The organism is Gallaecimonas zhanjiangensis (assembly GCF_057624825.1).
This window is the reverse complement of the sequence record NZ_CM172603.1, coordinates 56225-82074: the sequence shown is the minus strand read 5'-3', so window position 1 is coordinate 82074 and position 25850 is coordinate 56225. Positions and strand designations below refer to the sequence as shown.

The 25850-nt window shown below is 61.5% G+C and carries 29 protein-coding genes and 1 pseudogene; 15 read left to right on the top strand and 15 right to left on the bottom strand.

The window, feature by feature from the left end; translation table 11 throughout:
- Positions 1-6 precede the first annotated feature (6 nt).
- Positions 7-933, bottom strand: a complete 927-nt coding sequence (locus tag AC22G1_RS00395) for a LysR family transcriptional regulator (protein ID WP_008482402.1) — start codon at positions 931-933, stop codon at positions 7-9.
- Positions 934-1032: 99 nt separating this feature from the next.
- Between AC22G1_RS00395 and AC22G1_RS00390 the strand changes: the two genes are divergently transcribed.
- Both AC22G1_RS00390 and AC22G1_RS00385 read left to right on the top strand, forming a co-directional pair.
- Positions 1033-2163 carry an alkene reductase gene (locus AC22G1_RS00390; protein WP_487315046.1) on the top strand — a complete coding sequence of 377 codons (1131 nt, stop codon included), beginning with the start codon at positions 1033-1035 and terminating at the stop codon, positions 2161-2163.
- A complete protein-coding gene (locus AC22G1_RS00385) occupies positions 2153-2683 on the top strand; it encodes an ester cyclase (RefSeq protein ID WP_487315045.1) in 531 nt (176 codons plus the stop codon). Before AC22G1_RS00390 ends, AC22G1_RS00385 begins: the two co-directional genes overlap by 11 nt.
- A 28-nt stretch (positions 2684-2711) precedes the next feature.
- Here AC22G1_RS00385 and AC22G1_RS00380 read toward each other — a convergent pair whose 3' ends face one another.
- The gene (locus AC22G1_RS00380; RefSeq protein ID WP_487315044.1) at positions 2712-3599 is read right to left on the bottom strand and encodes a LysR family transcriptional regulator; all 888 of its coding nucleotides are present in this window, start codon (positions 3597-3599) and stop codon (positions 2712-2714) included.
- Between the two features lie 102 nt (positions 3600-3701).
- On the opposite strand from AC22G1_RS00380, the gene AC22G1_RS00375 reads away from it, so the two are divergent.
- Both AC22G1_RS00375 and AC22G1_RS00370 read left to right on the top strand, forming a co-directional pair.
- Positions 3702-4718 carry a zinc-binding alcohol dehydrogenase family protein gene (locus tag AC22G1_RS00375; RefSeq protein WP_487315043.1) on the top strand — a complete coding sequence of 339 codons (1017 nt, stop codon included), beginning with the start codon at positions 3702-3704 and terminating at the stop codon, positions 4716-4718.
- 65 nt (positions 4719-4783) lie between these two features.
- A complete protein-coding gene (locus AC22G1_RS00370) occupies positions 4784-7453 on the top strand; it encodes a hypothetical protein (protein ID WP_487315042.1) in 2670 nt (889 codons plus the stop codon).
- On the opposite strand, the gene AC22G1_RS00365 is transcribed toward AC22G1_RS00370, so the two are convergent.
- Positions 7450-8325: an alpha/beta fold hydrolase gene (locus AC22G1_RS00365; RefSeq protein ID WP_487315041.1), complete on the bottom strand. Its 876-nt coding sequence runs from the start codon at positions 8323-8325 to the stop codon at positions 7450-7452. The two genes, AC22G1_RS00370 and AC22G1_RS00365, sit on opposite strands and share 4 nt — an antisense overlap.
- A gap of 79 nt (positions 8326-8404) precedes the next feature.
- On the opposite strand from AC22G1_RS00365, the gene AC22G1_RS00360 reads away from it, so the two are divergent.
- From AC22G1_RS00360 to leuD, 3 genes are all read left to right on the top strand, one after another.
- Positions 8405-9310 (top strand): LysR substrate-binding domain-containing protein, encoded by a 906-nt coding sequence (locus AC22G1_RS00360; protein WP_487315040.1) that lies wholly within the window; start codon positions 8405-8407, stop codon positions 9308-9310.
- 99 nt (positions 9311-9409) lie between these two features.
- Complete coding sequence (leuC, locus tag AC22G1_RS00355) at positions 9410-10807, top strand: 3-isopropylmalate dehydratase large subunit (RefSeq protein WP_487315039.1); 1398 nt, start codon at positions 9410-9412, stop codon at positions 10805-10807.
- Positions 10807-11409 carry a 3-isopropylmalate dehydratase small subunit gene (leuD, locus tag AC22G1_RS00350; RefSeq protein WP_487315038.1) on the top strand — a complete coding sequence of 201 codons (603 nt, stop codon included), beginning with the start codon at positions 10807-10809 and terminating at the stop codon, positions 11407-11409. Before leuC ends, leuD begins: the two co-directional genes overlap by 1 nt.
- Before the next feature lie 3 nt (positions 11410-11412).
- On the opposite strand, the gene AC22G1_RS00345 is transcribed toward leuD, so the two are convergent.
- Positions 11413-12156 carry an AraC family transcriptional regulator gene (locus tag AC22G1_RS00345; protein WP_487315037.1) on the bottom strand — a complete coding sequence of 248 codons (744 nt, stop codon included), beginning with the start codon at positions 12154-12156 and terminating at the stop codon, positions 11413-11415.
- A 95-nt stretch (positions 12157-12251) separates the two neighbouring features.
- On the opposite strand from AC22G1_RS00345, the gene AC22G1_RS00340 reads away from it, so the two are divergent.
- Complete coding sequence (locus tag AC22G1_RS00340) at positions 12252-12791, top strand: NADPH-dependent FMN reductase (RefSeq protein ID WP_487315036.1); 540 nt, start codon at positions 12252-12254, stop codon at positions 12789-12791.
- 9 nt (positions 12792-12800) lie between these two features.
- Complete coding sequence (locus tag AC22G1_RS00335) at positions 12801-12968, top strand: XapX domain-containing protein (RefSeq protein WP_083445856.1); 168 nt, start codon at positions 12801-12803, stop codon at positions 12966-12968.
- Between the two features lie 10 nt (positions 12969-12978).
- Here the strand turns inward: AC22G1_RS00335 and AC22G1_RS00330 are convergent, their stop codons facing one another.
- From AC22G1_RS00330 to AC22G1_RS00310, 5 genes are all read right to left on the bottom strand, one after another.
- Entirely contained in the window at positions 12979-13311 is a 333-nt protein-coding gene (locus AC22G1_RS00330; protein WP_050659004.1) for a hypothetical protein, read from the bottom strand.
- 54 nt (positions 13312-13365) lie between these two features.
- Positions 13366-14553, bottom strand: a complete 1188-nt coding sequence (locus AC22G1_RS00325; protein ID WP_487315035.1) for a BaiN/RdsA family NAD(P)/FAD-dependent oxidoreductase — start codon at positions 14551-14553, stop codon at positions 13366-13368.
- Between the two features lie 100 nt (positions 14554-14653).
- Positions 14654-15181, bottom strand: a complete 528-nt coding sequence (locus AC22G1_RS00320) for an NADPH-dependent FMN reductase (protein ID WP_487315034.1) — start codon at positions 15179-15181, stop codon at positions 14654-14656.
- A gap of 138 nt (positions 15182-15319) precedes the next feature.
- On the bottom strand, positions 15320-16435 hold the full coding sequence (locus tag AC22G1_RS00315; protein ID WP_487315033.1) for a mechanosensitive ion channel family protein: 1116 nt from the start codon (positions 16433-16435) through the stop codon (positions 15320-15322).
- Positions 16435-16908 carry a peroxiredoxin gene (locus tag AC22G1_RS00310; protein ID WP_487315032.1) on the bottom strand — a complete coding sequence of 158 codons (474 nt, stop codon included), beginning with the start codon at positions 16906-16908 and terminating at the stop codon, positions 16435-16437. Before AC22G1_RS00310 ends, AC22G1_RS00315 begins: the two co-directional genes overlap by 1 nt.
- Positions 16909-17065: 157 nt before the next feature.
- Between AC22G1_RS00310 and AC22G1_RS00305 the strand changes: the two genes are divergently transcribed.
- Genes AC22G1_RS00305 through AC22G1_RS00295 form a run of 3 tightly spaced genes read left to right on the top strand, consistent with a single transcriptional unit; the run spans position 17066 to position 18710 of the window.
- The gene (locus tag AC22G1_RS00305) at positions 17066-17521 is read left to right on the top strand and encodes a hypothetical protein (RefSeq protein ID WP_487315031.1); all 456 of its coding nucleotides are present in this window, start codon (positions 17066-17068) and stop codon (positions 17519-17521) included.
- Entirely contained in the window at positions 17484-18047 is a 564-nt protein-coding gene (locus AC22G1_RS00300; RefSeq protein ID WP_487315030.1) for a hypothetical protein, read from the top strand. The genes AC22G1_RS00305 and AC22G1_RS00300 overlap by 38 nt, the downstream gene beginning before the upstream one ends.
- A 9-nt stretch (positions 18048-18056) precedes the next feature.
- Complete coding sequence (locus AC22G1_RS00295) at positions 18057-18710, top strand: hypothetical protein (RefSeq protein WP_487315029.1); 654 nt, start codon at positions 18057-18059, stop codon at positions 18708-18710.
- Here the strand turns inward: AC22G1_RS00295 and AC22G1_RS00290 are convergent.
- Positions 18703-19338: pseudogene (locus tag AC22G1_RS00290) on the bottom strand (class I SAM-dependent methyltransferase); the annotation flags it as partial. The gene AC22G1_RS00295 and the pseudogene AC22G1_RS00290 sit on opposite strands and share 8 nt — an antisense overlap.
- A 244-nt stretch (positions 19339-19582) precedes the next feature.
- Between AC22G1_RS00290 and AC22G1_RS00285 the strand changes: the two are divergent.
- Genes AC22G1_RS00285 through AC22G1_RS00275 form a run of 3 tightly spaced genes read left to right on the top strand, consistent with a single transcriptional unit; the run spans position 19583 to position 20985 of the window.
- Positions 19583-20020 carry a VOC family protein gene (locus AC22G1_RS00285; protein ID WP_487315028.1) on the top strand — a complete coding sequence of 146 codons (438 nt, stop codon included), beginning with the start codon at positions 19583-19585 and terminating at the stop codon, positions 20018-20020.
- Between the two features lie 16 nt (positions 20021-20036).
- A complete protein-coding gene (locus AC22G1_RS00280) occupies positions 20037-20420 on the top strand; it encodes a VOC family protein (protein WP_487315027.1) in 384 nt (127 codons plus the stop codon).
- A gap of 31 nt (positions 20421-20451) precedes the next feature.
- On the top strand, positions 20452-20985 hold the full coding sequence (locus AC22G1_RS00275) for a flavodoxin family protein (RefSeq protein ID WP_487315026.1): 534 nt from the start codon (positions 20452-20454) through the stop codon (positions 20983-20985).
- Here AC22G1_RS00275 and AC22G1_RS00270 read toward each other — a convergent pair.
- The 5 genes from AC22G1_RS00270 to gorA all read right to left on the bottom strand — a co-directional run bounded on the left by AC22G1_RS00270 (position 20937) and on the right by gorA (position 25759).
- Complete coding sequence (locus AC22G1_RS00270; RefSeq protein WP_487315025.1) at positions 20937-21293, bottom strand: HopJ type III effector protein; 357 nt, start codon at positions 21291-21293, stop codon at positions 20937-20939. The genes AC22G1_RS00275 and AC22G1_RS00270 overlap by 49 nt on opposite strands.
- 37 nt (positions 21294-21330) lie before the next feature.
- The gene (locus tag AC22G1_RS00265) at positions 21331-22017 is read right to left on the bottom strand and encodes a DNA-3-methyladenine glycosylase I (protein ID WP_487315024.1); all 687 of its coding nucleotides are present in this window, start codon (positions 22015-22017) and stop codon (positions 21331-21333) included.
- On the bottom strand, positions 22017-24047 hold the full coding sequence (gene prlC, locus AC22G1_RS00260; protein WP_487315023.1) for an oligopeptidase A: 2031 nt from the start codon (positions 24045-24047) through the stop codon (positions 22017-22019). The genes AC22G1_RS00265 and prlC overlap by 1 nt, the downstream gene beginning before the upstream one ends.
- A gap of 72 nt (positions 24048-24119) precedes the next feature.
- Entirely contained in the window at positions 24120-24332 is a 213-nt protein-coding gene (locus AC22G1_RS00255; RefSeq protein ID WP_487315022.1) for a hypothetical protein, read from the bottom strand.
- Positions 24333-24403: 71 nt separating this feature from the next.
- Positions 24404-25759: a glutathione-disulfide reductase gene (gene gorA, locus AC22G1_RS00250; RefSeq protein ID WP_487315021.1), complete on the bottom strand. Its 1356-nt coding sequence runs from the start codon at positions 25757-25759 to the stop codon at positions 24404-24406.
- Positions 25760-25850 lie beyond the last annotated feature (91 nt).

The following is a 25850-nucleotide window of genomic DNA, read 5'->3' as shown; positions in this document are numbered from 1 at the left end:
GGCTTTTTATTGGCCCTTTTGCAGGGCGTCGAAATAGTGCACCAGCTCGTCCATAAAGCGGCGGCTGCGCTGCGGCAGGTAATCGCGGCTGGGATATAGCAGCTGGATATCGGCGCCGCCGTCCACGCCCTTTTTCTCAAAATCCAGGGCGCAGTCGTCCAGCACCGTTACCAGGCGGCCAGCGGCGAGGTCGGCGGCCACGTCCCAGTAGGATTTCATGGCAATACCGGCCCCTTCAACGGCCCAGCGCCGCACCAGGGCGCCGTCGCTGGCCAGGCGCGCCGGGGTGATGGGTACCGACACCGGGCCGCCAGGGCTGTTGAAGTGCCAGGTGGCCAGGGGCTCGGCGCTACGCACCATCACCAGGCAGCGATGCTGGCGAAGGTCGTCTGGGTGGCGGGGAGTGCCCTGTGTTGCCAGGTAGGCCGGGGCCGCGCACAACACCCGGCGGCTGCGGGCCAGGCGGCGGCTGATAAGACGGCTGTCGCCCGGCAGGCCATAGCGGACACCGAGATCAAAGCCGTCTTCGATGATGTTCACCAGGCCATCCCCCAGGTGCAGATAAACGCTGACCCCAGGGTGGCGCTGCTGAAAGCGGTCCAGCAGCGGCGCAATGTGCTGCTGGCCAAGGTCGGCGGTGGTGGTCACCCGCAGCTGGCCGCTCAGGGCCTGGCTGGCGCTCACCAGCCGCGACTCGGTTTCGTCGATGGCGTCTAGCACCCGCACACAGTCTTCAAAAAAGCGCCGCCCCTCATCGGTGAGGGTAATGCGGCGGGTGGAGCGGATCAGCAGCCGCACCCCGTAGCGGTCTTCCAGGCCTTTGATGCGGGCGCTCATGCTGGCAGGGGACAAGCCCACCTCCCGGCCGGCCGCTGCCAAACCCTTGTTTTTTACCACCCTCACGAAGAGGTCCATATCGCCAAGCTTGTCCATACTCTTTAGCTTTTCTGAAGATTGATTTCATATTGGCGCCAATTGTTCGGGCCAGCAACAGAACTTAGCCTGTGGGCAACACCATTTTTGGAGCCCATCATGAGCCTATCCACGTTGTTTACACCGCTCGACAAAGGGGCGTTGCACCTGCCCAGCCGTATTGTCATGGCCCCCATGACCCGTGCCCGCTCGGCCCAACCGGGGGACATTCCCACCGCCCTGATGGCCCAATACTATGCCCAGCGGGCCTCCGCCGGGCTGATAGTGACCGAGGCCTCGCAAATCTCGCCCCAGGGTAAGGGCTATTCCTTTACTCCCGGTATTTACAGCCAGGCGCAAATTGCCGGTTGGCAGCTGGTTACCCGCGCCGTGCATGAGGCCGGTGGCCGCATCTTCTTGCAGCTGTGGCATGTGGGGCGGATGTCACACGGTTCGCTGCACCCGGACGGCAAGCCGGTGGCGCCCTCGGCTATCGCGCCGCAATCCCAGGTGTGGATAGTGGGGGAAGATGGCGAGGGCCGGATGCTGGACTGCCCCGAGCCTCGGGCCCTTGGTACCGATGAGGTGGCGCAGGTGGTGGCCGATTACCGCCAGGCCGCTTTGAATGCAATAGAGGCCGGCTTTGACGGCGTCGAGGTACACGGCGGCAACGGCTATCTGGTGGACCAGTTCCTGCGGCGCACCTCCAACCACCGCCAGGACCAATACGGTGGCCCCCTGGAAAACCGCATCCGCTTTGCCCGGGAAGTGGTTGAAGCCATCAGCGGCGCCATAGGCCCGGAGCGCACCGCCATCCGCCTGGCGCCCTTTATCACCCAAAGGGGCATGGACGACCCAGAGGCTATCGACGCCATCCTGGCCCTAGGCCACGCCTTCGACAAGCTGGGCATCGCCTACATGCACCTGGCAGAAGCCGACTGGGACGACGCTCCCACCGTCTCTGAAGATTTTCGCCACGCCTTTCGCGCCGCCTTCAGTGGCCCGGTGATCGTGGCCGGTAACTACAGCGCCGAGTCTGGCGCCGCCTTGATAGAAAGCGGCTTGGTGGATCTGGTGGCCTTTGGCCGCAAGTTCATCGCCAACCCCGACTTGCCAGCCCGGCTCCAGCAAGGCCAGCCCCTGGCCGAGGTAACAGATCCCAGCACGCTGTTTGGCGGCGACGCCAGGGGTTACACCGATTATCCGGCCCTGGGTACCGGCACCCCCGAGGGCGCCCATCATGGCCGGTAAAGCCGTGGCGCTGGCAGCGCTTGCCGCCTGGGCTCTCTCCTCTGGGACCCTGGCTGCCGAAGAGCTGGTCAAGCCACAGCAACTGATGGTGGACAGCAGCCTGCCCAAAGCGGTGGCAGACGCGGCAGTGCTGGCGGCCCGCCGCTACGACACCTTCTGGGCCACCGGCGACAAAACCTTGGCCCTTAAAGCCCTGGCCCCTGATTTTATGGACCGTACCCTGCCCCCACACCGGGCGCAGGGCATAGCCGGGCCCTTGGCCGCCTCGCAAGGGTTTCGCCAGGCGGTGCCAGACCTAAACTGCACCGTCGAGCAGATGCTGGTGGTGGCAGACCGGGTGGTGGCGCACCTTCACTTTACCGGCCATTTCACCGGCCAGTTCAACGGGGTGCAGGGTAAAGGCCAAGCCATTGATTTTATTGCTACCGATATCTACCGGGTGGCGGATGGCGTTATCAAAGAGAACTGGCATATCGAGGACAACCTCACCCTCCTGACCCAGATGGGGGTGGTGAAGTAATGCAAAGCCCCGCTGATGCGGGGCTTTTTTATGGCCGGTACTGCTTAATCTGCTGGCTCAAAAAGTCCTTCAAAGCCACCACCGCCGGGGTGATGGAGAGCCGGTGCGGGCATACCAGGTAAAGGGGGGTCGGCTCGGTGGGCCAGCCTTCCAGCAAGGGCTTGAGGCGGCCGGCGGCGATGTCGGCGCTGACATCCAGGGCCGATTTATAGGCGATGCCCTGGCCGCTGATGGCCCAGCGGCGCACGCAATCGGCGTCGTCACTGACCCTGTTGCCGCTGACCTTGACCTTGTCGCTGCCAAACAGCCATTGCTCGTAGACTCTGTCTCCCAGCACAAAGCGCAGGCAGTTGTGATCTTTGAGCTCGGCCGGGCTCTGGGGGGCGCCATGGCGGGCAATGTAGGCCGGCGAGGCCACCAGCAGGCGCTTATTGCTGGTATCCAAAGGCAGCGCCACCAGGCTGGAGTCTTCCGGCACACCGTAACGCAGCGCCACATCTACCGGTTGGCGAAACAAGTCGCTGATGCGGTCGCTGACCCTGAGCCGCAGTTGCAGGGCCGGGTGGCGGGCCATAAAGGCATCGAGCCAGCCCAGCAGCAGGTTGCGGCCCAGATCGGAGGGCATAGACAGGGTTAATTCCCCCGCCACCTGTTGGCGGCCGCGGCTCAGCTCTTGCTGGCCTTGCTGCAAGGCCGCCAGGGCCGCCTTGGCATGCACCAGATAATGGGAGCCCTCCGGGGTGGGCCGCAGGCTGCGGGTAGAGCGCACTAAAAGCCGCAGGCCAAGGGCATCTTCCAGCCGTTTGACGGCGGCGCTGGCCACCGCCGGGGTGATGTCCAACTCCCGGGCTGCCGCCGACAAGCTGCCTTGCTCGGCGGCCAGTACCAGCACTTGCAGGTCGTCCAATCGCACCATGATTTTCAAATTCCAGGCGAAACTGTTACCGAGTTTACCCGCTTTTTTAAGAAAAACCCCTTAGGCATGCTGGGGCCACTTACCGCCACAGGAACCGACCCCATGAAAGCCATTGCCTTTACCCAAAGCCTGCCCATCAGCGATGCCAACGCCCTGCAAGAGATGGAGCTGCCAATGCCCGCCCCCGGCCCCCACGATATTCGGGTGGCCGTCAGCGCCGTGTCGGTTAACCCGGTGGACATAAAAGTGCGCGCCGGCGCGCAGCCAAAGCCCGGCGAGCCGCGCATCCTCGGTTTTGACGCCGTGGGCGTGGTCGATGCCATCGGTAGCCAGGTCACGCGCTTTAAAGCCGGCGACCGGGTCTGGTACGCAGGCGACATCACCCGCCCCGGCTCCAATGCCGAGTTTCAGCTGGTGGACGAGCGCATTGCCGCCCTCGCCCCCCAAAATCTTGGTGACGGCGAAGCCGCAGCCATGCCCCTGACCGCCATTACCGCCTGGGAGCTGCTGTTTGACCGCCTGGAGCTAGATAAGCGCGACACCCTGGGCAAGACCCTGCTGGTGGTAGGCGCGGCCGGCGGCGTGGGCTCGATTTTGGTGCAGCTGGCCAAGACCCTTACCGGGCTCACCGTGATTGGCACCGCCTCGCGGCCGCAAAGCCAAGAGTGGGTGTTGTCGCTGGGGGCCGACGCCGTTATCGACCACCGCCAGCCCCTGGACCAAGCCCTGCAAGCCGCCGGCTTCGAGCAGGTGGATTTTGTGGTGAGCCTTAACCAGACCGACCATCACTTCGACGCCATCATCGAGGCCCTCAAACCCCAGGGTAAGCTGGCGCTTATTGACGACCCCGAGCTGATTGACGTGCGCAAGCTCAAGCGCAAAAGCCTGTCGCTGCACTGGGAACTGATGTTTACCCGCCCCATGTTCGGCACCGACGACATAGAACGGCAGCACCAGCTGCTGACCCAGGTGGCCGCCATGGTGGATAAAGGCCAGTTGAAGACCACCCTGGCCGAGGTTTTGGGTACCATCAGTGCCGCAAACCTTAAAAAGGCCCATGCACTTATCGAAAGCAACGCCACCATCGGCAAGCTGGTCCTGGCCGGCTTTACAGGCTGACTTGTACATTCGCTAAAGGTGAACTACCAATAAGGCGGCCAACCTCACCAGGAAAAGGAGTTCGAATGTCCGTCTTTGCCGCCTTTAACCAGCTCGATGAGCTACTCGCCGAGCTGGGCCCCGACCTTAACAGCGACAGCCTGCGCGCCCTGCTGGCAAAGGGCCTACCCTCATCCGTTAAAGACAAGCTGGCCGCCAACGGCATCAACACCGACTTTTTGGTGGCCCTTTGCTCGCCGCTGGGGGAGGTTAACCAGGATTTTGGGTACCAGTTGGCCAAAGCCAGCCCCGGCGGCAGCGCCCTTGGCTTTGACGCCGGCGCAAAGGCCCTGCTGGATGTGGTGCAGGCAGATGAAGCCGCCGACTACCCGCATTTTGCCACCAGTGCCGACCGGCGCCTGGTGATAAGCCAGCTCCAGGCGAGCCTCGCCGTCAACGCCGAAGGCGACGCCGGCGTGCTCAGCGGCGGCATCGACAGCAGCCTCAAGGTGGATTATCAGGTGGCCTGCTCGGCGCCCCAGCAAAGCGACTTGTGGGCGCTGGTGAGCAGCCAGGGCGCCCAGCCCTTTAAACTGTTGGATGCCAAAGCTCTGGCCGCCGCCCTGGCGCTGCCCAGCACCGGCGCGCGCCTTGAGGGGCTTAGCCTGCTGCGCAGCCACAGCCTTGGGGTGCATTTTAAGGTGCAGGCCGGCAAGAGTTATCAGCTGGGCAGCACGGTGTCGGCCGGGGTGAGCCTGAGCGGCGCCATCGGCTTTACCGGCCAGTTTGACGGCCAGTTCCGGCTGGTTGTCAAAGGGGTCAAGGGGCAACCGGCGCAGCTGGCCCTGAGCCTTTATCGCCAGCACAAGAACAGCCAGCAACACAGCCTCTCCTTGGGGGCCGACATCGCCATCGACGGTTTGGCGCAATGGACAGACCAACTGCTGGCGCCCCTAGACAGCCAGGCCACCAGCCTTGGCGCCGTGCTGGAAGAATGGAAAAAGCCCGGCGACAAGCTGTGCCAATGGCTGGGGGACGAGCTCACTTCGGCCGCCGGTGACAACCTTCAGGCCACCGTCAGCGCCATCAGCCAGTACCTGACCGGCCAGAACGAGAACCTGGGCCCGGTGAAAACCCTGTTGAGCGATAAAGTCAGCGCCCTGATGGACGCGCAACTTGCCCCCTACCAGCAAGATGCCAACACCCTGGCCCAGAGCCAGAGCCTGGCCGCCAAGCTCGGCGCCAGTTTGAAGCTGCCGGCAAACCTCACCGCCCAGCTGCAAGACAGCCTCAGCGGCGGTATCGACCAGCTCTACGGCAAACTGACCGAGGCCATCAACCAATGGGCCAGCAGCAAGGGCGGCGCTGCCATTGACGAGGCCCAGCAGCAGCTGGCCCGCTCCAAAGACGCGCTGGCGGCCCTGGCTGGCGGCATCAACACCACCACGGCGCCACTGGTGCAAGGGGTGTATCACTGGCTTAACGATTACCAGGCCTTTCGCAAGAAGGTGAGCGACGCCCTGGGCCAAAGCGCCCGTATGAAGGTGGGTATCGCCTTTTTGGCCGAAGCCGGCGAAGACCAGGAACAAGAGGCGATGCTGGCCTTTACCCTGCTGGATGCCGGCTCACCGGCGGGCAGCGCCCTTTACCGCAAGCTGCTGGCCGGCCAGGGGCTGGACCTTGACGAGCTGGCGGCCGCCAACCAGCAGGGGCTTATCAGCACCCCACAAGGCTGGCTGATGGCCCGCCACCAGCACAGCCGCAAGCTGGGGGTAACCTGCCAGCTGTTTGGCTTTGAACTCAGTCAACAGCGCGCCTTTAACGACATCAGCACCGTCAAGGTGGCGGCCAATGGCGATCTGTTGCTGGCCACCAGCGAGATAGCCCAAACCGACAGCTCCAGCTTCTGGGGCGAATCGCGCAGCGCCGGCTTCCTGTGCACCTACGATCTGGCTCGCGCCTTGAGTGACGGCACCTTGCCGCAACTGGGGCTGAGTTTTAGCTTTGTGGACGACAAAGGCATGAGCCAGAAGGAATTCAAACAGCTGCTTTCGCCCCTGACCACCACCCAGCCACCACTGCTGGCAGCCAGCGCCTACCAAAGTGCCTACCAGTGGTACAGCCAGGTGGTGCTGCCCACCGGCAGCAAGCGCTCGGCGGTGCAATGCACCACCCAGCTCAGCCCCCAGCAGCTGCACACCCTGCTAGGTGCCAGCGCCCAGCAATGGCTGGCAACCGGCGCCAAGGTGGTGCTGGAGCGAATTAACCAGAAGCCGGATTTAGCCAAGCTGATGAAGATGACGGTGGGCAACAGCCAGAGCGACGCCCTGACCGTGCTGCGCACCTTTGATACCAAGGTGGATGGGGTGGTCAGCCAGTTCAACGAGTCCACCAACCAGGGCCGTGAGGCCAACAAGGCCCGGCGCATTCGCGGCGCCATCAAGCACCTTGACCAGCTGGCGGCCCTGCCCGGCTATCTGGCCCAGTTAAAAACGGCGGTGGCGACCCTCAAAGACCAGCCCGAGGAACTGCTGGCGGCCCTGGACGCCCTGAACCGGGATATCCAGCAAGCCGTCAAGGGCTGGCTTGAGTGCCAAAACGTGCTGATGGGCCTGCTGGCTACCGAGTCCCTGACCGATTCGATGCTGGACCTGCAACTGATCCTGGCCCGGCTTATCGGCAGCGAGCAGCCGCTGCTGGTGCCCGTTATCACCCTGGGCAGCGGTGTTGACGCCGAAGTGCGGGTGCTGGCCTAGCGCAAAAAGCCCAGGGCCTCGGCCAGCAACAACTCGGGCGCTTCCTCGGCGATGTAATGGCCGCAGGCAAGCGCCTTGCCGTTGACATCCAGTGCCACCTTTTGCCACTCACCGAGGGCGTCAAAACACTGCTCGATGGCGCCCTCGGCGCCCCACAACACCAAAGTGGGGCAGGCCAGTTTCACCCCGGCGTCAATGTCGGCTTGGTCGTGTAGCAAGTCGATGCCGGCGCTGGCGCGATAGTCGCCACAAATGCCCCTGGCTGTGCCGGGCAGCGCCAGGCAGCGCTCGTATTCGGCCAGAGCCTCGGGGCTAAACGGCGCCATGCCGGCGCTGCGGGCACCCATCACCGACTTCAGATATTGGGCTGGATTGGCCTCAATCAGCATCTCCGGCAGCGGCTGGGGGCGAATCAAAAAGAACCAGTGCCAGTAGGCCCGGGCAAAGGCTTCGCTGGTGCCCCGGTACATGGCGAGGGTTGGGGCGATATCCAGCAGCACCATTTTCTCGACCCGCGCGGCGTGGTCTACCGCCAGCCGGTGCGCCACCCGCGCGCCGCGGTCGTGGGCCAGCACCTTAAAGCGGGCAAAGCCAAGGGCGGCCATCAGCTCGGCCATGTCGTTGGCCATTTCCCGCTTGGAATAGTTAAGGTGCTGTGGGTCGTCCTCGGGCTTGGCGCTGTCGCCGTAGCCGCGAAGGTCGGCCGCCACCACCGTGAAATGCCGGGCCAGGGTGGGCGCGACCTTGTGCCAGATGGCGGAGGTCTGGGGGTGGCCGTGGAGCAGCAGCAGGGCCGGGCCGCTGCCGCCGATGCGAAAGGCAATTTCAACGCCGTTAACTTCCAGCCGTTTCTTTTCAAATCCTGCAAACATGGGGGCTACTCGCTTGCCTCTGATATCCGCCATCCTATATACAGACACTTTGGCCATAAAGCGCACTAAAGGAACAGCAATGAACACGGTTCGTCAACAATACCCGCTACCGGACGATCTGCGGGTGTTCCTGGTGGTGGTACGCAAGGGCAGTTTTGTGGCCGCGGCCGACGAGCTGGGCCAATCTCCGGCCTATGTCAGCAAACGCATCAGCTTGCTGGAAAAGACCCTGGGCTGCCGTTTGTTGCACCGCACCACCCGGGTGGTAGCGCTGACCGAAGACGGCGAGCGGCTGCAACGCTCGGCGCTGCAAGTGCTGGACGACATGGACAGCCTCCTGGACCAGCTCAACCAAAACCGGCTTTCCCCCCGTGGCAGCCTGCATATCTGCGCCAGTTTCGGCTTTGGCCGCCAGCACCTGGCCCCGGCCCTGGCGGCCTTGCAAAGCCAATACCCGGAGCTGGAAGTGCGCCTCGACGTGTTTGACCGCCATGTGGATCTGGTCAGCGAAGGCTTTGACTTGGAGATCCGGGTCGGCGACGACCTGCCGGAGCGCTACATCAGCAAGCAATTGCTGGCCAACCAGCGGCTGCTGGTGGCTGCCCCCGCTTACCTTGCCCGCTACGGCACCCCGCAAAAACTGGCCGACCTCGCCAACCACCAGTGCCTGGTACTCAAGGAGCGCAACGTCTCCTTTGGCCACTGGCAACTCGACAGCAGCAGCGGCCGCAAGGATGTGAAAATCAGCGGCGCCTTGTCTTCCAACAACGGCGAGATCATCCTGCAATGGGCCCTGGCCGGCAAAGGCATAGCGCTGCGCTCCAGCTGGGATTTAGCGCCTTACCTGGCCAGTGGCGAACTGGTGCAGCTGCTGCCTGGCTACAGCCAGAGCGCCAATGTCTGGGCCATTTACCCCACCCGGCTCAGCCATTCTGCCAAGCTGCGCTGCGCCGTGGAGTTCTTGCAGCAGTATTTTGCTGGCTAATCATTCACGAATCGTGTTTTTCACTGTCACATAAGGCGCATTTTTAGGCTCCAGCGTATGCAATAGCCTGAAGGGACACTGCCAACCGGAGCCCGCGCCATGGCCAAGACCCTTTACCACAAGCATATCGACAGTCACACCATTGCCCGCCTGGATGACGACGGCCATGTGCTGCTCTACATCGACCGCCAGGTGCTGAATGAATACACCAGCCCCCAGGCCTTCAGCGGCCTGCGCCAAGCCGGGCGCAAGGTGGCAAGGCCCCAGGCGCAGCTGACGGTGGTAGACCACGTCAACCCCACCACCCCTGACCGCATCGCCCTGGTCACCGACAGCCAGGCGGCGCGGCAAATCAGCTATCTGGCCGAAAACTGCCGCGATTTCGGGCTCGAACACCTGGATATCCTCGATGCGCACCAAGGCATAGAGCACGTAGTGGCGCCTGAGCTGGGCTTTATTCTGCCCGGTATGGTGGTAGCCGCCGGCGACAGCCACACCACCACCTATGGCGCCCTGGGGGCCTTTGGTTTCGGTATCGGCACCTCCCAGATTGAGCACCTGCTGGCCACCCAGACCCTGGTTTACAAACGGCTGAAAACCATGAGGGTGACGCTGAGCGGCGCCCTTGGCCCCTGGGTTAGCGCCAAAGACATCATCATGGCCCTGGTTGCCAAAATCGGGGCCGACGGCGCTACCGGCTATGCCATTGAATTTGCAGGCACCACTCTTGAGGACATCAGTGTCGAAGGGCGGATGACCATCTGCAATATGGCGGTGGAAGCCGGTGCCAGGGGCGCTTTTATGGCCCCTGACGAGAAGGTCTTTGCCTACCTCAAAGACAAACCCCGCGCCCCCAAAGGCGAGCTGTGGGACCAAGCCCTGGCCCAGTGGCAGCAGCTCTACTCGGACCCTGGCGCCCACTTTGACCAGGAAGTGGCGCTGGACGTAGGCGCCCTGGCGCCCATGGTGAGCTGGGGAACCAGCCCGGACCAGGCCACCACCATTGGCGGCGCCGTGCCTAGCGACGCCAGCGCGCAACATCGCCGCGCCCTGGACTACATGGCGCTGAGCCCGGCCCAGGCCTTGAGCGGCCTTGCCATCAGCCACGCTTTTATCGGCTCCTGTACCAATGCCCGCATTGAAGACTTGCGCCTGGCGGCCCAGGTTGCCAAGGGCCGTAAAGTAGCCAAAGGAGTGCGGGCGCTGGTGGTACCGGGCTCCAGCGCGGTGCGCCGCCAGGCCGAAGCCGAAGGGCTGGCCCAGACCCTGATGGAAGCCGGTTTTGAGTGGCGACAGTCGGGCTGCTCCATGTGCCTGGCCATGAACGATGACGTGCTGGGCCCTGGGGACCGCTGCGCCTCCAGCACCAACCGCAACTTTGAAGGCCGCCAGGGAGCGGGTGCCCGCACCCACCTGATGAGCCCAGCCATGGTGGCCGCCGCCGCGGTTACCGGCGCCCTGGTGGATGTTCGTACCCTGATGAAGGAGTCAGTCTGATGCGCCCTTTTGACGTTGAAACCGGTATCGCCGCCCCCTATGGCGCCGCCAATGTCGACACCGACGTGATCATGCCCAAGCAATTCTTAAAAGGCATAGACCGCAGCGGCCTGGATAAGGGGGTGTTCTTCGACCAGCGCTTTTTGCATGGCCAGCCCAATCCGGACTTTATCCTCAACCAGGCGCCCTGGCAGCAGGCCGCGTTTTTAGTAGTGGGGCCCAACTTCGGCTGTGGTTCGAGCCGCGAACACGCGGTGTGGGGGCTGATGCAGCTGGGGATCCGCGCCATTATCGGCAGCAGTTTTGCCGGCATCTTCTTCGATAACTGCCAGCGTAACGGCCTGCTGCTTATCGAGTTGCCTGAGCCAGAGATAGCGGCGCTGCTGGCGCGGGTCAGCCAGCCCCGGCATAACCGCCTGACCATCAACCTCGGCGCCCAGCGCATCAGCGCCGATGGCATGGCCGACATCGCCTTTGATATTGACGGCCTTCGTAAAGCCGCCATCCTGGCCGGCCAGGACGCCATCGGCGTTACCTTGCAGCGGGCCGCCGACATCGCCGCCTTTGAGCAGCACTACCTAGGCGAGCGCCCCTGGCTTTAGCGGCTAAAGGCCCGGTTGTTGCAGCCGGGCCAGGTATTTGCGGGGCGGCATGCCCATCACCCGGGTAAAGACGGCGGTAAAGGCGCTGGCACTTTGGTAGCCCAGATCCAGGGCGATGGTGATGATGCTTTGGCCTGACACCAGCCGGTCTATGGCCACCACGATGCGCAATCGCTCGCGCCAGCGGCTAAAGCTCATGCCGGTTTCCTTTTCAAAGAGCCGCGCCAGGGTGCGTGGGCTGGTAAAGGCGCGCTCGGCAAGGGCCGCCAGCTCGTCGGTGCTGCCGGGGTGGCTGCGCAGCCAGCCGGTAACCGCCCGCAATCTTTTATCTTCCCCCTGTGGCACATAAAGCTCGGTTTGTACGGCATGGCCCTGCAACTGGCGAAGTACCAGCGCCCGAATGGGCCCCTGGGCATCGTCATTTTTCTCCAGCCGGCTGGCTTCTCTGGCCAGCTCCCGCAGCAGCGCCGACACCATCACCAGGCAACAATCACCGGGGGCTTTATCGCCCACTTCGACGTCCAGCAGCAGGTTGATGATATCGGCCTGCTCCTGGTAACTGGCGCAGTGGCGTACACCGGGCGGCACCCACACCGCGCTGCCGGCGGTGGCCAGCCACCAGCCTTGGTCGTTATGGATATTGGCCGTGCCGCCCAGCACCAGAGTCAGCTGCCCCTGAGGGTGGCTGTGCAGGCTTATCTCGTGGCCTTTTTGGTGAGACAGGGTCTGGGCGCTAAAAAGCGACATGGCAGGAACTCAATGGCAGTTGGCCGTTACACGACAGATTAAGTTCTTTATATAGCGAAAATACAAGGCGTCAACGCGATAATGTCGAGGCCCTTATGAAACCCCTGAATATCCTTGGTATTGCCGGCAGCCTGCGCGGCCAGTCCTATTCCCACGCTGTACTGGCGAGCCTTAGCGACATGCTGCCAGCCGGCAGCACCTTCAAGCTGCTGGATATTGGCGCCCTGCCCTATTACAACCAGGACCTGGAAGCTGGCCAGCTGCCGGACAGCGTCAAGCAAGCCAGATCCATGGCGGCCAACGCCGACGCGGTGTTGCTGGCGGTACCCGAGTACAACCACGGCATCCCCGGCGTGCTCAAAAACAGCCTGGACTGGTTGTCCCGCCCCTTTAAAGCCAGCCCCATGGCCGGTAAGCCGGTGTTTTTTGTCACCCAGTCCGAAGGTGGCCTGGGCGGGGTACGAGCCCAGTACCAGCTGCGCGAGACGCTCTCCTCCATGCTCTGCGTGCTGCCGCCCATGCCGGAAATGGCCATCACCTTTGTCCACCAGAAGGTCAAGGACGGCAAGCTCAGCGACGACGCCACCCTGAGCTTTATCGGCGCCCAGCTGAACGGCTTTTTGGCCGGGCTCTGAGGAGGCGTGATGCAATATCTGCTGGCACTTTGCGCCGGGCTCTCTGCCGGGGCCTTTTTCACCTGGCTGAAATTGCCACTGCCGGCGCCACCGACGCTCAGTGGGATCATCGGTGCCTTTGGGGTCTTTCTGGGGGCGGTGTTGGTCAATCTCGCCAGGCGCCACTTCGGCCATTAAAAAAGCCCGCTCAGGCGGGCTTTTTGGCAACTTGGATAAGGTCTTTGTCTTCACGCACCACCTTCAGGCCGGTGCCTTTGATGGCCACCTTTACTGCCTGGCGGATGGTCATGTAACCCTTGACGGGATTGGGCTTAACGGCGCCGGTTTGCGCCAAATCGGTCTCGATAAAACAGCCGGTGGCGTGGGCCAGTTGCTGGGCCAGCTCGTCAAAGCGCGGCGCCTTGATATCGTACTTGGCCCCCACATCGCAGGTGCCGCCCAGATCCACTATCCAGGGTTTATTGGCCGAACAACCGGCCAGGGCCAATAAGGCCAGCAGGGGGAGTAATCGCCGGGTCATGGTTACCTCCAATGGCGCCATGCTAAGCCGCCTTGCCCAAACCTCGGCTGACCCTCACACCGCCTGGCCGGCGGCCCAGCCGGAGCTCCAGGCCCACTGGAAGTTGTAGCCTCCCAACCAGCCGGTAACGTCCATCACTTCACCAATAAAATAGAGCCCCGGCACCTGTTTGCTCTCCATGGTTTTGGAGGACAACGCATCGGTATCCAGGCCTCCAAGAGTCACCTCGGCGGTGCGATAACCCTCGGTGCCGTTGGGGTGAACCCGAAATTCACCCAGCGCCATGGCCAGCTTTTTCATGCGCCCGGCATCCAAGGCTTTTAGTGGCATTTCGCCGTCGATGGCGCCATGTTCGCTCAATATCTCTACAAGGCGCTTGGGCAGCAACCGCGCCAGGGCGGTTTTTAACGCCTGGTTGGGGTGCTTGGCCGCCATCTTGCCAAGGGCGTCGCCAATATCCAGCCCCGGCAGCAGGTTAAGGGTCACGTCCTGGCCTGGCTGCCAGAAGCTGGAGATCTGTAAAATGGCCGGGCCGGACAAGCCTCGGTGGGTAAAGAGCAGCGCTTCTTTGAAAGCAGTGCCGTCTTCGCTGTGGGCGCTGACGGGCAGAGACACCCCGGCCAGCTCGGCGAATTTATCCAAATCCGGTTTGTCGAGGGTAAAGGGCACCAGCCCGGCGCGGGTGGGCAATATGGGCAGGCCGAACTGCTCGGCTATCTGGTAGCCCAAAGGGGTGGCGCAGAGCTTGGGCATGGACAACCCACCGCAGGCCACCACCAGGCTTTGGCAAGTCACCGCCTCGCCATTGACCTTGAGGCTAAAGCCAGCGGCGGTCTTTTCAATCTGGCTGACCTGGCATTTGATCTGCACCTTGGCGCCGGCCCAGTCGCACTCGGTGAGCAGCAGCTGCACTATGTCTTTGGCCGAATCGTCGCAAAACAGCTGGCCCAGGGTCTTTTCGTGGTAGGCCACGCCGTGGCGCTCCACCAGCTCGATAAAGTCGTGCTGGGTAAAGCGGGCCAGGGCCGATTTGACGAAGTGAGGGTTGCGGCACAGGTAGTTGGCCGGGCTGGCATAAAGGTTGGTGAAGTTGCAGCGCCCGCCGCCACTGATGAGGATTTTCTTGCCGGCCTGTTTGGCGTGATCCACCACCAGCACCTTGCGGCCCCGGTAACCGGCCTGGGCGGCGCACATCAAACCGGCGGCACCGGCGCCAATGATCACAACGTCAAACTGGGCCATGGGGCTCCCCTCTCAATCAGGGCCGCTAGTCTACACAAGGCCAGCCAAGAAAAAACCACCTCTGGGAGGTGGTTTTTTCATCATCAAGCGGCAACGCGACTCAGGCGCTGAGTTTGGCCACCGCGGCTTTCAGCTGGGCATCAATTTCGGCGTTGGTTACCTGGCCGCTGGCCAGGTCGAAGTTGTCGAAGAAGCTCGGTACCGACACCGCCGCTTTGACGTTGCCGCCAAAGAAGGGGGCCGAGGTTTGGGCGGCCGCCAGCACCGACTTGGCGCCACCTGGGCCTGGGGAGGTGGCCAGGTACAGGGCGGGCTTTTCATTGAACAGATTGCGCTCGATGCGGGTGGCCCAGTCAAAAAGGTTCTTGTAGGCCGCCGGATAGTGGCCGTTGTGCTCGGCGTAGGAGATAACAAAAGCGTCCGCCTGGGCAAGGTCTGCCAGGAACTGCTTGGCGCCTTCGGCCTGGCCGATTTCCTTTTCCAGATCCTGGCTGAACATGGGCACGTCGTAGTCGCGAATGTCCAATACCTTGACCTCGGCGCCGGGCACCAGGCCGGCGGTGTAAGTAGCCAGGGCCTTATTGATGGAGGTTGAGCTGTTGCTGGCACCGAAGGCAATGATTTTCATGGTAAATATCTCTGTCGTTACGCTGATGCCTTAACGGTATCGTTCTAAAGCCATCACCACAATGACAAAAAATGCCCCTATGCATTCGATTTTATGAAACAAAAAAGCCGGCCCTGAGGCCGGCTGCAACGTGCAAGGTCAGGCCGCGCCAGGTTCGCCGGCCGGCCGGCCAAAGCCCTCGGGCAAAGACTCGATATGCAGGGTCTGAGTGGGAAAGGCGCAATCTGCCCCCAACTCGTGGATGATGTGAATGATCTTCAACATCACATCCTGCTTTACCTGGTGGTACTCGGCCCACACCGTGGTTTTGGTGAAGGTGTAGATAAAGAAATCGAGGCTGGAGGGGCCAAAGGCGTTGAAGTTCACCATCAGCGTCTTCTGCTGGTCGATATCTGGGTGGTTTTCCAGCATATCCTTCACTTTGGCTACCACATCGCCCATTTTGTCGGCGTCTTCGTAGCGGATACCAATGGTCTCGTTGATGCGGCGGTTGAGCATCCTTGAGGGGTTTTCCACCGAGATCTGGGTAAACACCGAGTTGGGAACATAAAGCGGCCGCTGGTCGAAGGTGCGGATTTGGGTGACCCGAAAGCCGATACGCTCCACCGTACCCTCGATTTGCCGGTCGGGGCTGCGGATCCAATCCCCTACCTTGAACGGTTTGTCAAAATACACCACCAGGGAGCCGAAGAAGTTGGCCAGCAAATCCTTGGCGGCCATACCGATCACCAGGCCTCCGACGCCGCCCAGGGCCAGGATGCCGGAGATATTCACCCCCAGGGTCTGGAACAGGGTCAGCAGGAACACCACGATGATGGAGGCTTTAAGCAGCTTGCCTACCGCCTGCACCGTGGTGATGTCTCGCCCACGGCGGATAAACTCGTTCTCGCCGCCGTTGGTGAGGCGCCACAGGCTCCAGGCGATGAGGCACTCGAACAACACCTTGCGCAGCACCGGCAGGTAGTTGGCCAGCTCCGAGTCGATGCGGCCAGCCACCGTTTGCGCCACCATGGACACGCCCACCAGCAAAATCAGCCAGTTAACCGGGCCGTTGAGGCTGTCCCAGAGCATGTCGTCCCAAGTGGAAGAAGACCGTCCCACCAGGTTCACCAATCGCTTGGCTACCACCCGCCACAGCACGGTCACCAGCAGGGTGACGGCGATAATCACCAGCACATCCACCAGCCAACCTTCGCCCAGCCAGTCGGTCATGGCGCGGTACAGGCTTTGCCAAAGGGATTTCAGTTGAGCCATCAGAGTGCCGCCAGTACCACTTCCGCCTTGGAGTTTTCAAAGGTCTTAGGTGGCTCGACGTTAAGCAGCGTTACCACACCGCCATCCACCACCATGGCATAGCGGCGCGAACGCAGGCCGCCAAAGGCGCCGGTGTCTACATCCAGGCCAAGGGCTTTGGTAAAGCTGCCGTCGCCGTCGCCCCACATCAGGAGCTCACTGGCGTTTTGGGCTTTGCCCCAGGCGTCCATGACGAAGGCATCGTTCACCGCCAGGCAGACGATGGCGTCTATTCCCTTGGCTTTAATCTCATCAGCCAGCACTACATAACCGGGCAAGTGCGCGGCGCTGCAGGTGGGAGTAAAGGCGCCGGGCACCGCGAACAGCACTACCTTTTTGCCTTTGAAAAAGTCCTGGGTATGCACCTCGGCAGGCTTGCCGTCGATCATCTGCTGCACACTGGCGGCGGGGATGTTGTCACCAACCTGGATCATGTCGCGCTCCTTGAGGAAAAATCTGCAAAGAGCCTACCCCAGGCCACACTAAGCCGCCACCCCGGGGCGCATTGCCATTAAGGCAACACAGCAAATGCAGTTGCCAAATGAAACATCTAAATTACAATTGCTAAATAAAAATTTAGCAATCAAGAAGATGCCCCCGACACATTCCCTCTTCCACCGCCGCAACGGGTTGATCGCGCTGCCACTGCTGGTGGGTTTTTACTGCTATCTGTGTTGGCGGCCAGGCACCTTGGTGGAGTCCTGGCTCGGTATCTATTGGCCAGCGGCCAGCCAAGGGCTAGACAACCTGCGCCAATGGCTTCTGCTCCCGAAAATTCCCGTTATCAGCGCCGTGCTGCCCGATTTTTGCTGGGCCTTCGCACTCACCGCCTCCCTGGCTCGCCTCGGCCATCGCAAGCCTTGGTGGGCGCTGGGCCTGGCCCTTGGCACCGAGCTGGCCCAATGGCCAGGCTGGCTACCGGGCACCTTCGATTGGCTGGATATGGCAGCAATATCGCTGGCCGTGCCGGCGGCACACTTTCTTTCAAACTCTGCTGTGGAGCAAAACCATGACCCTATGGAAAACCCTGGCCTCATTGGCCGTTAGTGCCCTTTTCATTCTGCTGGCCGCTGGCTCGGCCAGCGAACCGGCTTCCTACGACACCACTAACTGGTCACCGGTGAAGGTGCCTGGCGGGGTGGTGGCCAATAAAGACATCAAGATTGTCGCTGAAGACGGCAGCTTCACCCTCCAAGGTGGCCAGCGCTTCACCACGCCCTTTGACATCTACGGCTGGAAAAACAGCAATGCCTTCGCCAGCGACGACAAGCTGCTGGAAAACTACAACAACGCTCTGGCTAATGGCGCCCGCAAGGTTCGCATCTACCAGCAGGGTATCAGCGAGCCGCTTTACGGGGTATTGCTGTTCAACCAGGCCATTGTCAGTGCCCATGGCCCCGGTGCCCGCTCATACATGGTGCAGATCCCCGAAGACAAACTGCTCGCGGCCCGCAATGGCGTTACCTCGGTAGCCTTTGAGCGCATGTACTGGACCGCCTCCTGGAGCAGCGGCTCCAAGAGCGAGAAACACTGGTACGGCTGGGCACTGTGGGTTTCGGCCTATCCCTTTTAAGGAATCGCCATGAAACCAAGCACTTTGTTGCTGGCTACCCTGCTGCTCTCAGCCACCGCCCAGGCCGAGCCGAAACTGCGTATCGGCAACACCTGGTTTGCCATCCCGGCCGATTGCATCCCTTCGCGCAGCCTTGGCGCCAAGCAAGACAGCAGGGGCTTTGGTGCCAGCGAAGATAAACGCGGCTTTGGCAGCAGTGCCGACCAGCGTGATTTGGGTGCCAGCAGCGACAAGCGGGCCTTTGGCAGCGGCGCCGATAAAAGGGCTTTCGGCGACGACGCAGACAAACGGGGCTTCGGCGACGACGCTGGCGACCGCGCCTTTGGGGATGATGCCGGTCAGCGCGAGTTTGGCAGCAATGCTGACCAGCGGGCCCTGGGCAGTGAGGCCGACAAACGTGGCTTTGGCAGCGCCGCCGACGGCCGCGCTCTGGGTAGCGACGCCGACCAACGCGCCTTGGGTAGCGATGCCGACAAACGCGGCTTTGGCGCCGACCAACAGCTACTGAAATGCAAAAAGCTCAGCGACGACAGCGGCTTTTACCTGATCGCCGTCAGCCCACAGGCTGACGTTGGCCTGGCATCAGCGGTCAATGGTGAAGTGAAATGGGACGGCAGCCGCTGGCTGGTACTGACCGACGACCTGAGCCTGGCCCTTAAATAGGGTAGATATCGAAGCGGTTTTTCTTGGTGGGCACCGAGGAAGCAGGCTTCACCCCAGCCAAAGGCTCGGCATAGTCGGGCCTTTTGACTACCACCTTAACGCGCGCCGCCGCCTTGGCGGCGGCCAGCAGCGCGTCGGCATCCAAATCGGCCCCCACCAGGGTCTGGAAGATGCGCATTTCCTTTTTCACCAGCGCCGACTTTTCCCGGTGCGGGTACATCGGGTCCAGGTACACCACGTCGGCGTTGAGGCTGGGCAGCACATCCAGCGAAGGCCCGAAATGCAGCGTCATGCGGGCGGCAATATCGTCCACCTCGCTGCCCCTGGCGCGCTCCAGGCCATCTTCCAGCAAGGCGGCCACCGCCGGGTGGCGCTCCACTAAGGTCACGGTGCAACCCAGGGTGGCCAGCACAAAGGCGTCGCGGCCAAGGCCAGCGGTGCCATCAATCACCGAGGGATTAGCGCCCTTTTTCAACCCCACCGCCTTGGCAATGGCCTGGCCCCGGCCGCCACCAAACTTGCGCCGGTGCGCCGCCGCCCCTTCCACAAAATCGACGAAAATGGCCCCCAGCTTGGGCTCGTCGGTCTTGCGAAGCTCCAGGCGCGCCTCGGTCAGCACCAACACGCAAGGGGCTTCGCCTAGGTCTGCTGAAAAGCCGTAGCGCTGGCGCAATAGCTCGGCCTGGGGCTCGCGGGCGGGACTTTCGCAGATAAGAGGCACGGCCATGGGTTTCTCCTGTTGGGCGGGGCAAGTCTACTGCCCTGCCCGGCTGGCGACAACGGCCCGCACCATTAAATAAACAAATGACTTTACAAAATAAGCGAAGAGGACCAGATTAAATAAACAAATCACTTTGCAAAACGAGTTACCCATGGCCGCACCCTATGTCGAACACCAGAACATCACGGTGCCGGACCTGTCCGCCACCATTGACGCCCTGCTGGCGCTGTTCCCGGCCTGGCGGCTTCGGGCCCGGCGCCGCGAATTCATCCAGCCTACCTTCGGCAACCGCCCCTTCGAGCTGGACTGGGCCCATGTGGGCACCGAGCACAGCTATCTGGCGCTGCAGGCTCCGCCAGATAACGCCGGCTTTATCCCCAATCCCCAGCCCTACTTCAGCCACCTGGGCATTGTGGTGACCGATCTGGCTGCCTGCCTGCAACGGGCCATGCAGCTGGGGTTATTAGCCAAGGAAAGCCCCCCTCATCCCGGCCGTAGACGGGCCTATGTGCAGGTAGCCACCGGCTTGATGTTGGAGCTGATTGAATACCAAACCGAAGATCAGGCGCTGCGCCACAGCTATAGCTAAATCCAAGGAGCGAGCCATGAACCTTAACCAAGTCACCCTGCCGGTCCACGACCTTGCCCTGGCCAACCGTTTCTACCTGGCCCTTGGCTTTACCCAGATAGTCGATAGCCCGCATTACGCCCGCTTCGCCTGCCCTGAGGGTGATGCCAGTTTTTCGCTGATGGCAAAGGAGCCTCCTTGCGGCAACAGCGCGGTTATCTATTTTGAATGTGAAGACTTAGATGCCCAGGTGGCACGGCTTAAAGCCAAGGGGATCGCCTTTGAACAAGACCCCCAGGACCAGCCTTACTTGTGGCGAGAAGCGGTATTGAAAGACCCGTCCGGTAACAAGATCAAACTGTTCTGGGCCGGTCAATACCGGCTCAATCCCCCTTGGCGGGTCACTATCCAAGGCCAGTAATCATCCGCGTCACTATCGCAAAGGAAACGCAATGAGCACTATCACCCTGCTGGGCAGCGCCCGCGGCAACGGCTACACCGCCGCCCTGTGCGAGGCCATTGGCTTTAAGACACTGAATTTGAATGACTATCAGATAAGGCCCTATGACTATCGCAGTGATGGCCGCGGCGATGGCTTTCTCGGGCTAGTCGAAGAGCTGCTGCGCCATGACCGCATCCTGCTGGCCAGCCCCCTGTACTGGTACAGCATGAGCGGCCAGATGAAGGTGTTTTTGGACCGCCTTACTGATCTCTTAAACCACCACAAGCACCTGGGCCGGCAGTTAAGGGGCAAGGCAGCCGGGGTGATTGCCAGCGGCGGCGCCAGGGTGCCACCGCCCTGTTTTGAAGAGCCGTTTAGGCTGACTTTTGAGTACCTTGGCATGCATTACCAAGGCATGAGTTACCTGGACACCAGCAAAGGCCTGGACGGCGCCATGCTGGCCAGGGTGGCCGCCAGCCACCCCTTCAAGGACGATTACGCTTTAACCGCCAGCGGGAACTGGGCAAACGCCACCCCGGCCTGACCGCTTTGCATGAAATTACGGATATTGGCGTGGTCGCTGCCGTCTGGGTTGCCCAGCACGTCCTCGCGGTAAAAGCGGCCAAAGAGGGCCAGGGTCTGGTCTTTATCCAGCTCAAGGTATTGGCCCAAGGCCAGCAGCTTGCACGAACCGTTGTTCTGGCCCGCCTCGTTATTCACCTCGCCGTTGCTAAAAGCGCTGGGGGTGAACACGAACTTTGCATCGATAAGGGCGATAACGTCGGCAAATTCGATGGTGTCGGGGCGGGTAGCCAGCTGCGCCTTGAGCGCATCCAAAGAAGCAAAAGACATGAGGGTTCCTTACCGCCAGGGCCTGATGGCCCCAGCGTTAGTTGGCCAGGTTATCGCCCACTGAATAGGCGATGGTCTGGCTGATTTCGTTGAAGCTGCGGCCGGATTCTTGCTGCCAGGCATTAAAAGCGGCCTGGATGGCCTGCTGGGACTTCTGACTGCTTAGGCCGCCGTCGACGATGGCGGTGTGTTTGAGGTAATGCTCCACATCCTGGCTCAGCATAAAGCAGTCCACCCCCAACCGGCGCAGGGCGTAAGGCCCGGTGTTGCCGCCCAGGCGTTTGCCGTGACGCTTGAGATACTGCCAAAGCCCCACCAGATCGCTACTGGGCCAAGCCTTGAGCCAAGCCACGGCGCTGCCGTGTTTATCAGCCAAATCAGCCAGCATCTGGGCGTTTTCGCGGATGGTCATCACCTTGGAGAGGTTGCGGATGATGCGCGGGTCCTGGGCTTTTTGCTCCCACATTTCATCGGGGAGCAGCAGCATTTTCTCGATATCAAAGCCAAAAAACAGCGCCTCAAAATCCGGCCACTTGTTCTCCACCACCCGCCACACGAAACCGCTTTGGAAGATCTGGCGGGTAAAAGCCGCCAGCAGCCGGTCGTCGGTGAGGGTATCAAGAGAGCCGTAATGGGCCGGTGGCCGCAGCAGGGCTTCAAGGGCGGCGTCGCCGCCCTTACGGTCTGAAGCGCGGGCCCAGATGGTGGCAAAGGGCTCGCGCATCAGGCCGCTATCCCGCTGTGGCGCAGCAGCGGCTCAACCGACGGCTCGCGGCCACGGAAAGCCTTAAACAGCGCCATCGGCTCTTGGGAGCCGCCCTGGCTGAGGATGCAGTCGAGGAAGTCCTGCCCGGTTTGGGGGTTAAACACCCCTTCTTCCTCGAAGCGGCCAAAAGCGTCGGCGCTCAGCACCTCGGCCCACTTGTAGGAGTAGTAACCGGCCGCATAGCCACCGGCAAAGATGTGGGCAAAGCCGTGCTGGAAGCGGTTGTAGCTGGGGGGTACCGATACCGCCACCTGGCTGCGCACATCATCCAAAATGGCCTGTACCCGCCCGCCCTGGGCCGGGTCGTACTCGGCGTGCAGGCGAAAATCGAACAGCGAAAACTCCAACTGCCGCAGCATCTGCATGGCGCTTTGGAAGTTGCGGGCCGCCAGCAGGTTGTCCAGCAAGGATTGGGGCAGCGGCTCGCCGGTTTCGACATGGCCGGAGATGATGGCCAGCGCCTCCGGCGCCCAGCACCAGTTTTCCAGGAACTGGCTGGGCAGCTCTACTGCGTCCCAAGGCACACCGTTAATGCCAGCCACCTCAGACACGTCCACCTTGGTCAGCATATGATGCAGGCCATGGCCGAACTCGTGGAACAGGGTGGTGACTTCGTCGTGGGTAAAGAGCGCTGGCTTGCCGCCGATGGGCCGCGAGAAGTTACAGGTGAGGTAGGCCACCGGTTTTTGGCGAGAGCCGTCTGGCAAGTGGCGGCTGCCACGGCAGTCGTCCATCCAGGCGCCGCCACGCTTGCCTTCACGGGCGTAGAGGTCGAGGTAGAAGCTGCCCAGGTGCTCACCGTCTTTGTGGATCTCGAAAAAACGCACCTGCGGGTGGTAGAGGTCGACGTCTTTGCGCTCCTGGATCTCGATACCGAACAACTTGTTCACTACCGCAAAGAGGCCGGGCACCACTTTGGTTTCTGGAAAATAGGGTTTGAGCTTCTCGTCGCTCACCGCATAGCGGGCTTCCTTGAGCTGCTCGCCGTAGTAGCCGGCATCCCAGGATTTGAAGTCTTCACAGCCTTTGCTGGCGGCAAAGGCCTTGAGCTCGTCCAGATCCTTTTGGCCCTGGGCCTTGGAGCGGCGCGCCAGGTCGTTCAAGAAGCTCAGTACCTGATCGGTACTTTGGGCCATTTTGGTGGCCAGGCTCAGCTCGGCGTAGTTGGCAAAACCCAGCAGCTGGGCCAGCTCAAAGCGCAGCGCCAGGATTTCGTCCATCAGGGCGCTGTTGTCGAACTGGGCGTCGCCCTGGTCAGAGGCGCGGGTGCAGTAGGCCTGGTACATCTCTTCGCGCAGGGCGCGGTTGTCGGCGTAGGTGATAACCGCCAGGTAGACGGGGATATCCAGGGTCAGCAGGTAACCCTCTTTGCCTTTGCTTTGGGCCATTTCGCTGAGCATGGCCTTAGCGTCATCCGGCAGGCCGGCAAGTTCGGCTTCATCAGCGATGTGCTTTTGCCAGGCTTGGGTGGCATCCAAAAGGTTGTTGGAGAACTTGCTGGAAAGCTCGGAGAGCCTTGCTTTGATTTCGCCATAGCGCTGCTTTTTATCGTCGGCGAGATCAACGCCGCCCAGGCGAAAATCGCGCAGGGTGTTGTTGATGGCCTTTTGCTGGGCCGCAGAAAGCGTGGCAAAGGCGGGGCTGTCGGCCAGTTTTTTATAGGCGGCAAAAAGGCCCTGGTGCTGGCCAACCCAGGTGGAAAATTCGCTCAAAAGCGGCAAGCAAGACTCATAGGCTTCGCGCCACTGGGGGCTGCTCATCACCGAATTGAGGTGCGACACCGGCGACCAGGCCTTGGCCAGGCGGTCGTTGCTTTCTTCCAGGGGCTCAATCAGGGTCTGCCAGCTGGGCTCATCGGTACTGGCCACCACGGCTTCAACGGCGCTTTTGCATTCGGCCAGCAAAGCTTCAACGGCAGGCTTGATGTGCTCTACCTTGATGGCACTGAAAGGGGGCAGGACAGGATTTGCTAATAACGGATTCGACATGATGATTTCTCTTTGTCCAGGTCTTACAGAAGTAAGGCCAGACTCCGGGAAATCAAGGGGCACCATGACCCCTTAGAGCTTCTCGAAGTCCTTTTTCAGCTGATATTCGCTGTCGGTAACGATGCGCTCCAGCGCCGCTACCCGCTCTTTGAGCTGGGCCATTTCCCGGTTCAATTCAGGGTCAGGCTGGCTGGTTTGACTGGCTTTGCTGGCCATCCAGGCACGGACGATACGGCCCAGCGTCACCACGATAACCACCCACAAAATAAAGACAAAGACGTTCATACCATCCTCCCGATATCGATGAACCTACTTTACCTTATATTCAGGTTGCCAAAACCAGCCGACATATTTGTTTACCCTTTTGCCTCGGTGCGCATGGTGACGAACTCTTCGGCGGAGGTGGGGTGAATGCCGATGGTGCTGTCAAACACCGCCTTGGTAGCGCCGGCCTTCATGGCCACCGCGAAACCCTGGGTAATTTCACCCGCATCTGCCCCCACCATATGCAGGCCCACTACCCGGTCTGAGGCACGGTCGACGATCAGCTTCATAAAGCTGCGCTCGCTGCTGCCAGACAAGGTGTGTTTGAGGGGCCGAAAATCGGATTTAAAAAGGGCGATATCACCGTACTTTTCCCGGGCTTGGGCCTCGGTGAGGCCCACAGTGCCCACATTGGGGTGGGTAAAGACGGCGGTGGGGATGGTCTCGTAGTCCATCACCCGGGTGCCGTCGCCAAACAGTTGGTTGACCACCGTCATCGCCTCGGCCAGGGCCACAGGAGTGAGCTGGAAGCGGTCAATCACGTCCCCTAGGGCGTAGATGCTGGGCACGCTGGTTTGAAAGCGCTCGTCCACCTTGATGGCGCCGCTTTCACTGAGCTCAACGCCCACCTGATCCAGGCCCAGGTTCATGGTGCGCGGCACCCGGCCTGTGGCAAAGAGCACTTGGTCAACTTCGAGGGGCTCGCCGTCGTCCAGTTGCAACAGCAGGCCGGTGGCGGTTTTCTCGATGGCGGTGACGTTGTTATTAAAGCGAAAAGCGATGCCGTCTTTGACCATTTCGTCGGTCACAAACTGGCGGATGTCTTCATCAAAGCCGCGCAGCAGTTTGTCGTTGCGGTAGATCTGGGTCACCTGGCTGCCAAGACCGTGGAAGATAGAGGCAAATTCAGAGGCGATATAACCGCCCCCCACCACCGCCAGGCGCGCCGGGAACTGGGCTAAGTCAAAAATCTCGTTGGAGGTGATGGCGTGTTCTTTACCGGCGATTTCGGGCACGAAGGGCCAGCCGCCCACCGCCACCAGAATGCGCTCGGCGCTGATGTCGGCACCGCCGACGGTAACGGTGTGGGCGTCTTTAATGGTGGCAAAGTCGCGGTAAACCGTGACCTTGGCGCCGTCCATCAGGCCGTCGTAAATGCCGTTGAGGCGAGAGATCTCGGTGGCGCGGTTGGCCTTGAGTTTTTGCCAGTCAAAGGCTGGGCGCTCGGACTGCCAGCCAAAGCCGCGTGCATCAATAAAGCCGTGGCCGTAATCGGCGGCGTAGGCATAGAGTTTTTTCGGCACGCAGCCTAAGTTGACGCAGGTCCCGCCCATGGCACTGCCTTCGGCCACCGCAACCCTGGCGCCGGTGGCTGCCGCCATGCGGCTGGCCCTGACGCCGCCGGAGCCGGCGCCGATAACAAAGAGGTCGTATTGGTATTGGGACATGCTGCTCTCCAAGTTTTTGCTGTGGCCAGGCCACGTTAGCGTGAAGGCATTATGCCGAAACTTGCCCGCTTTCGCTGCCGTTGCCTCAGAT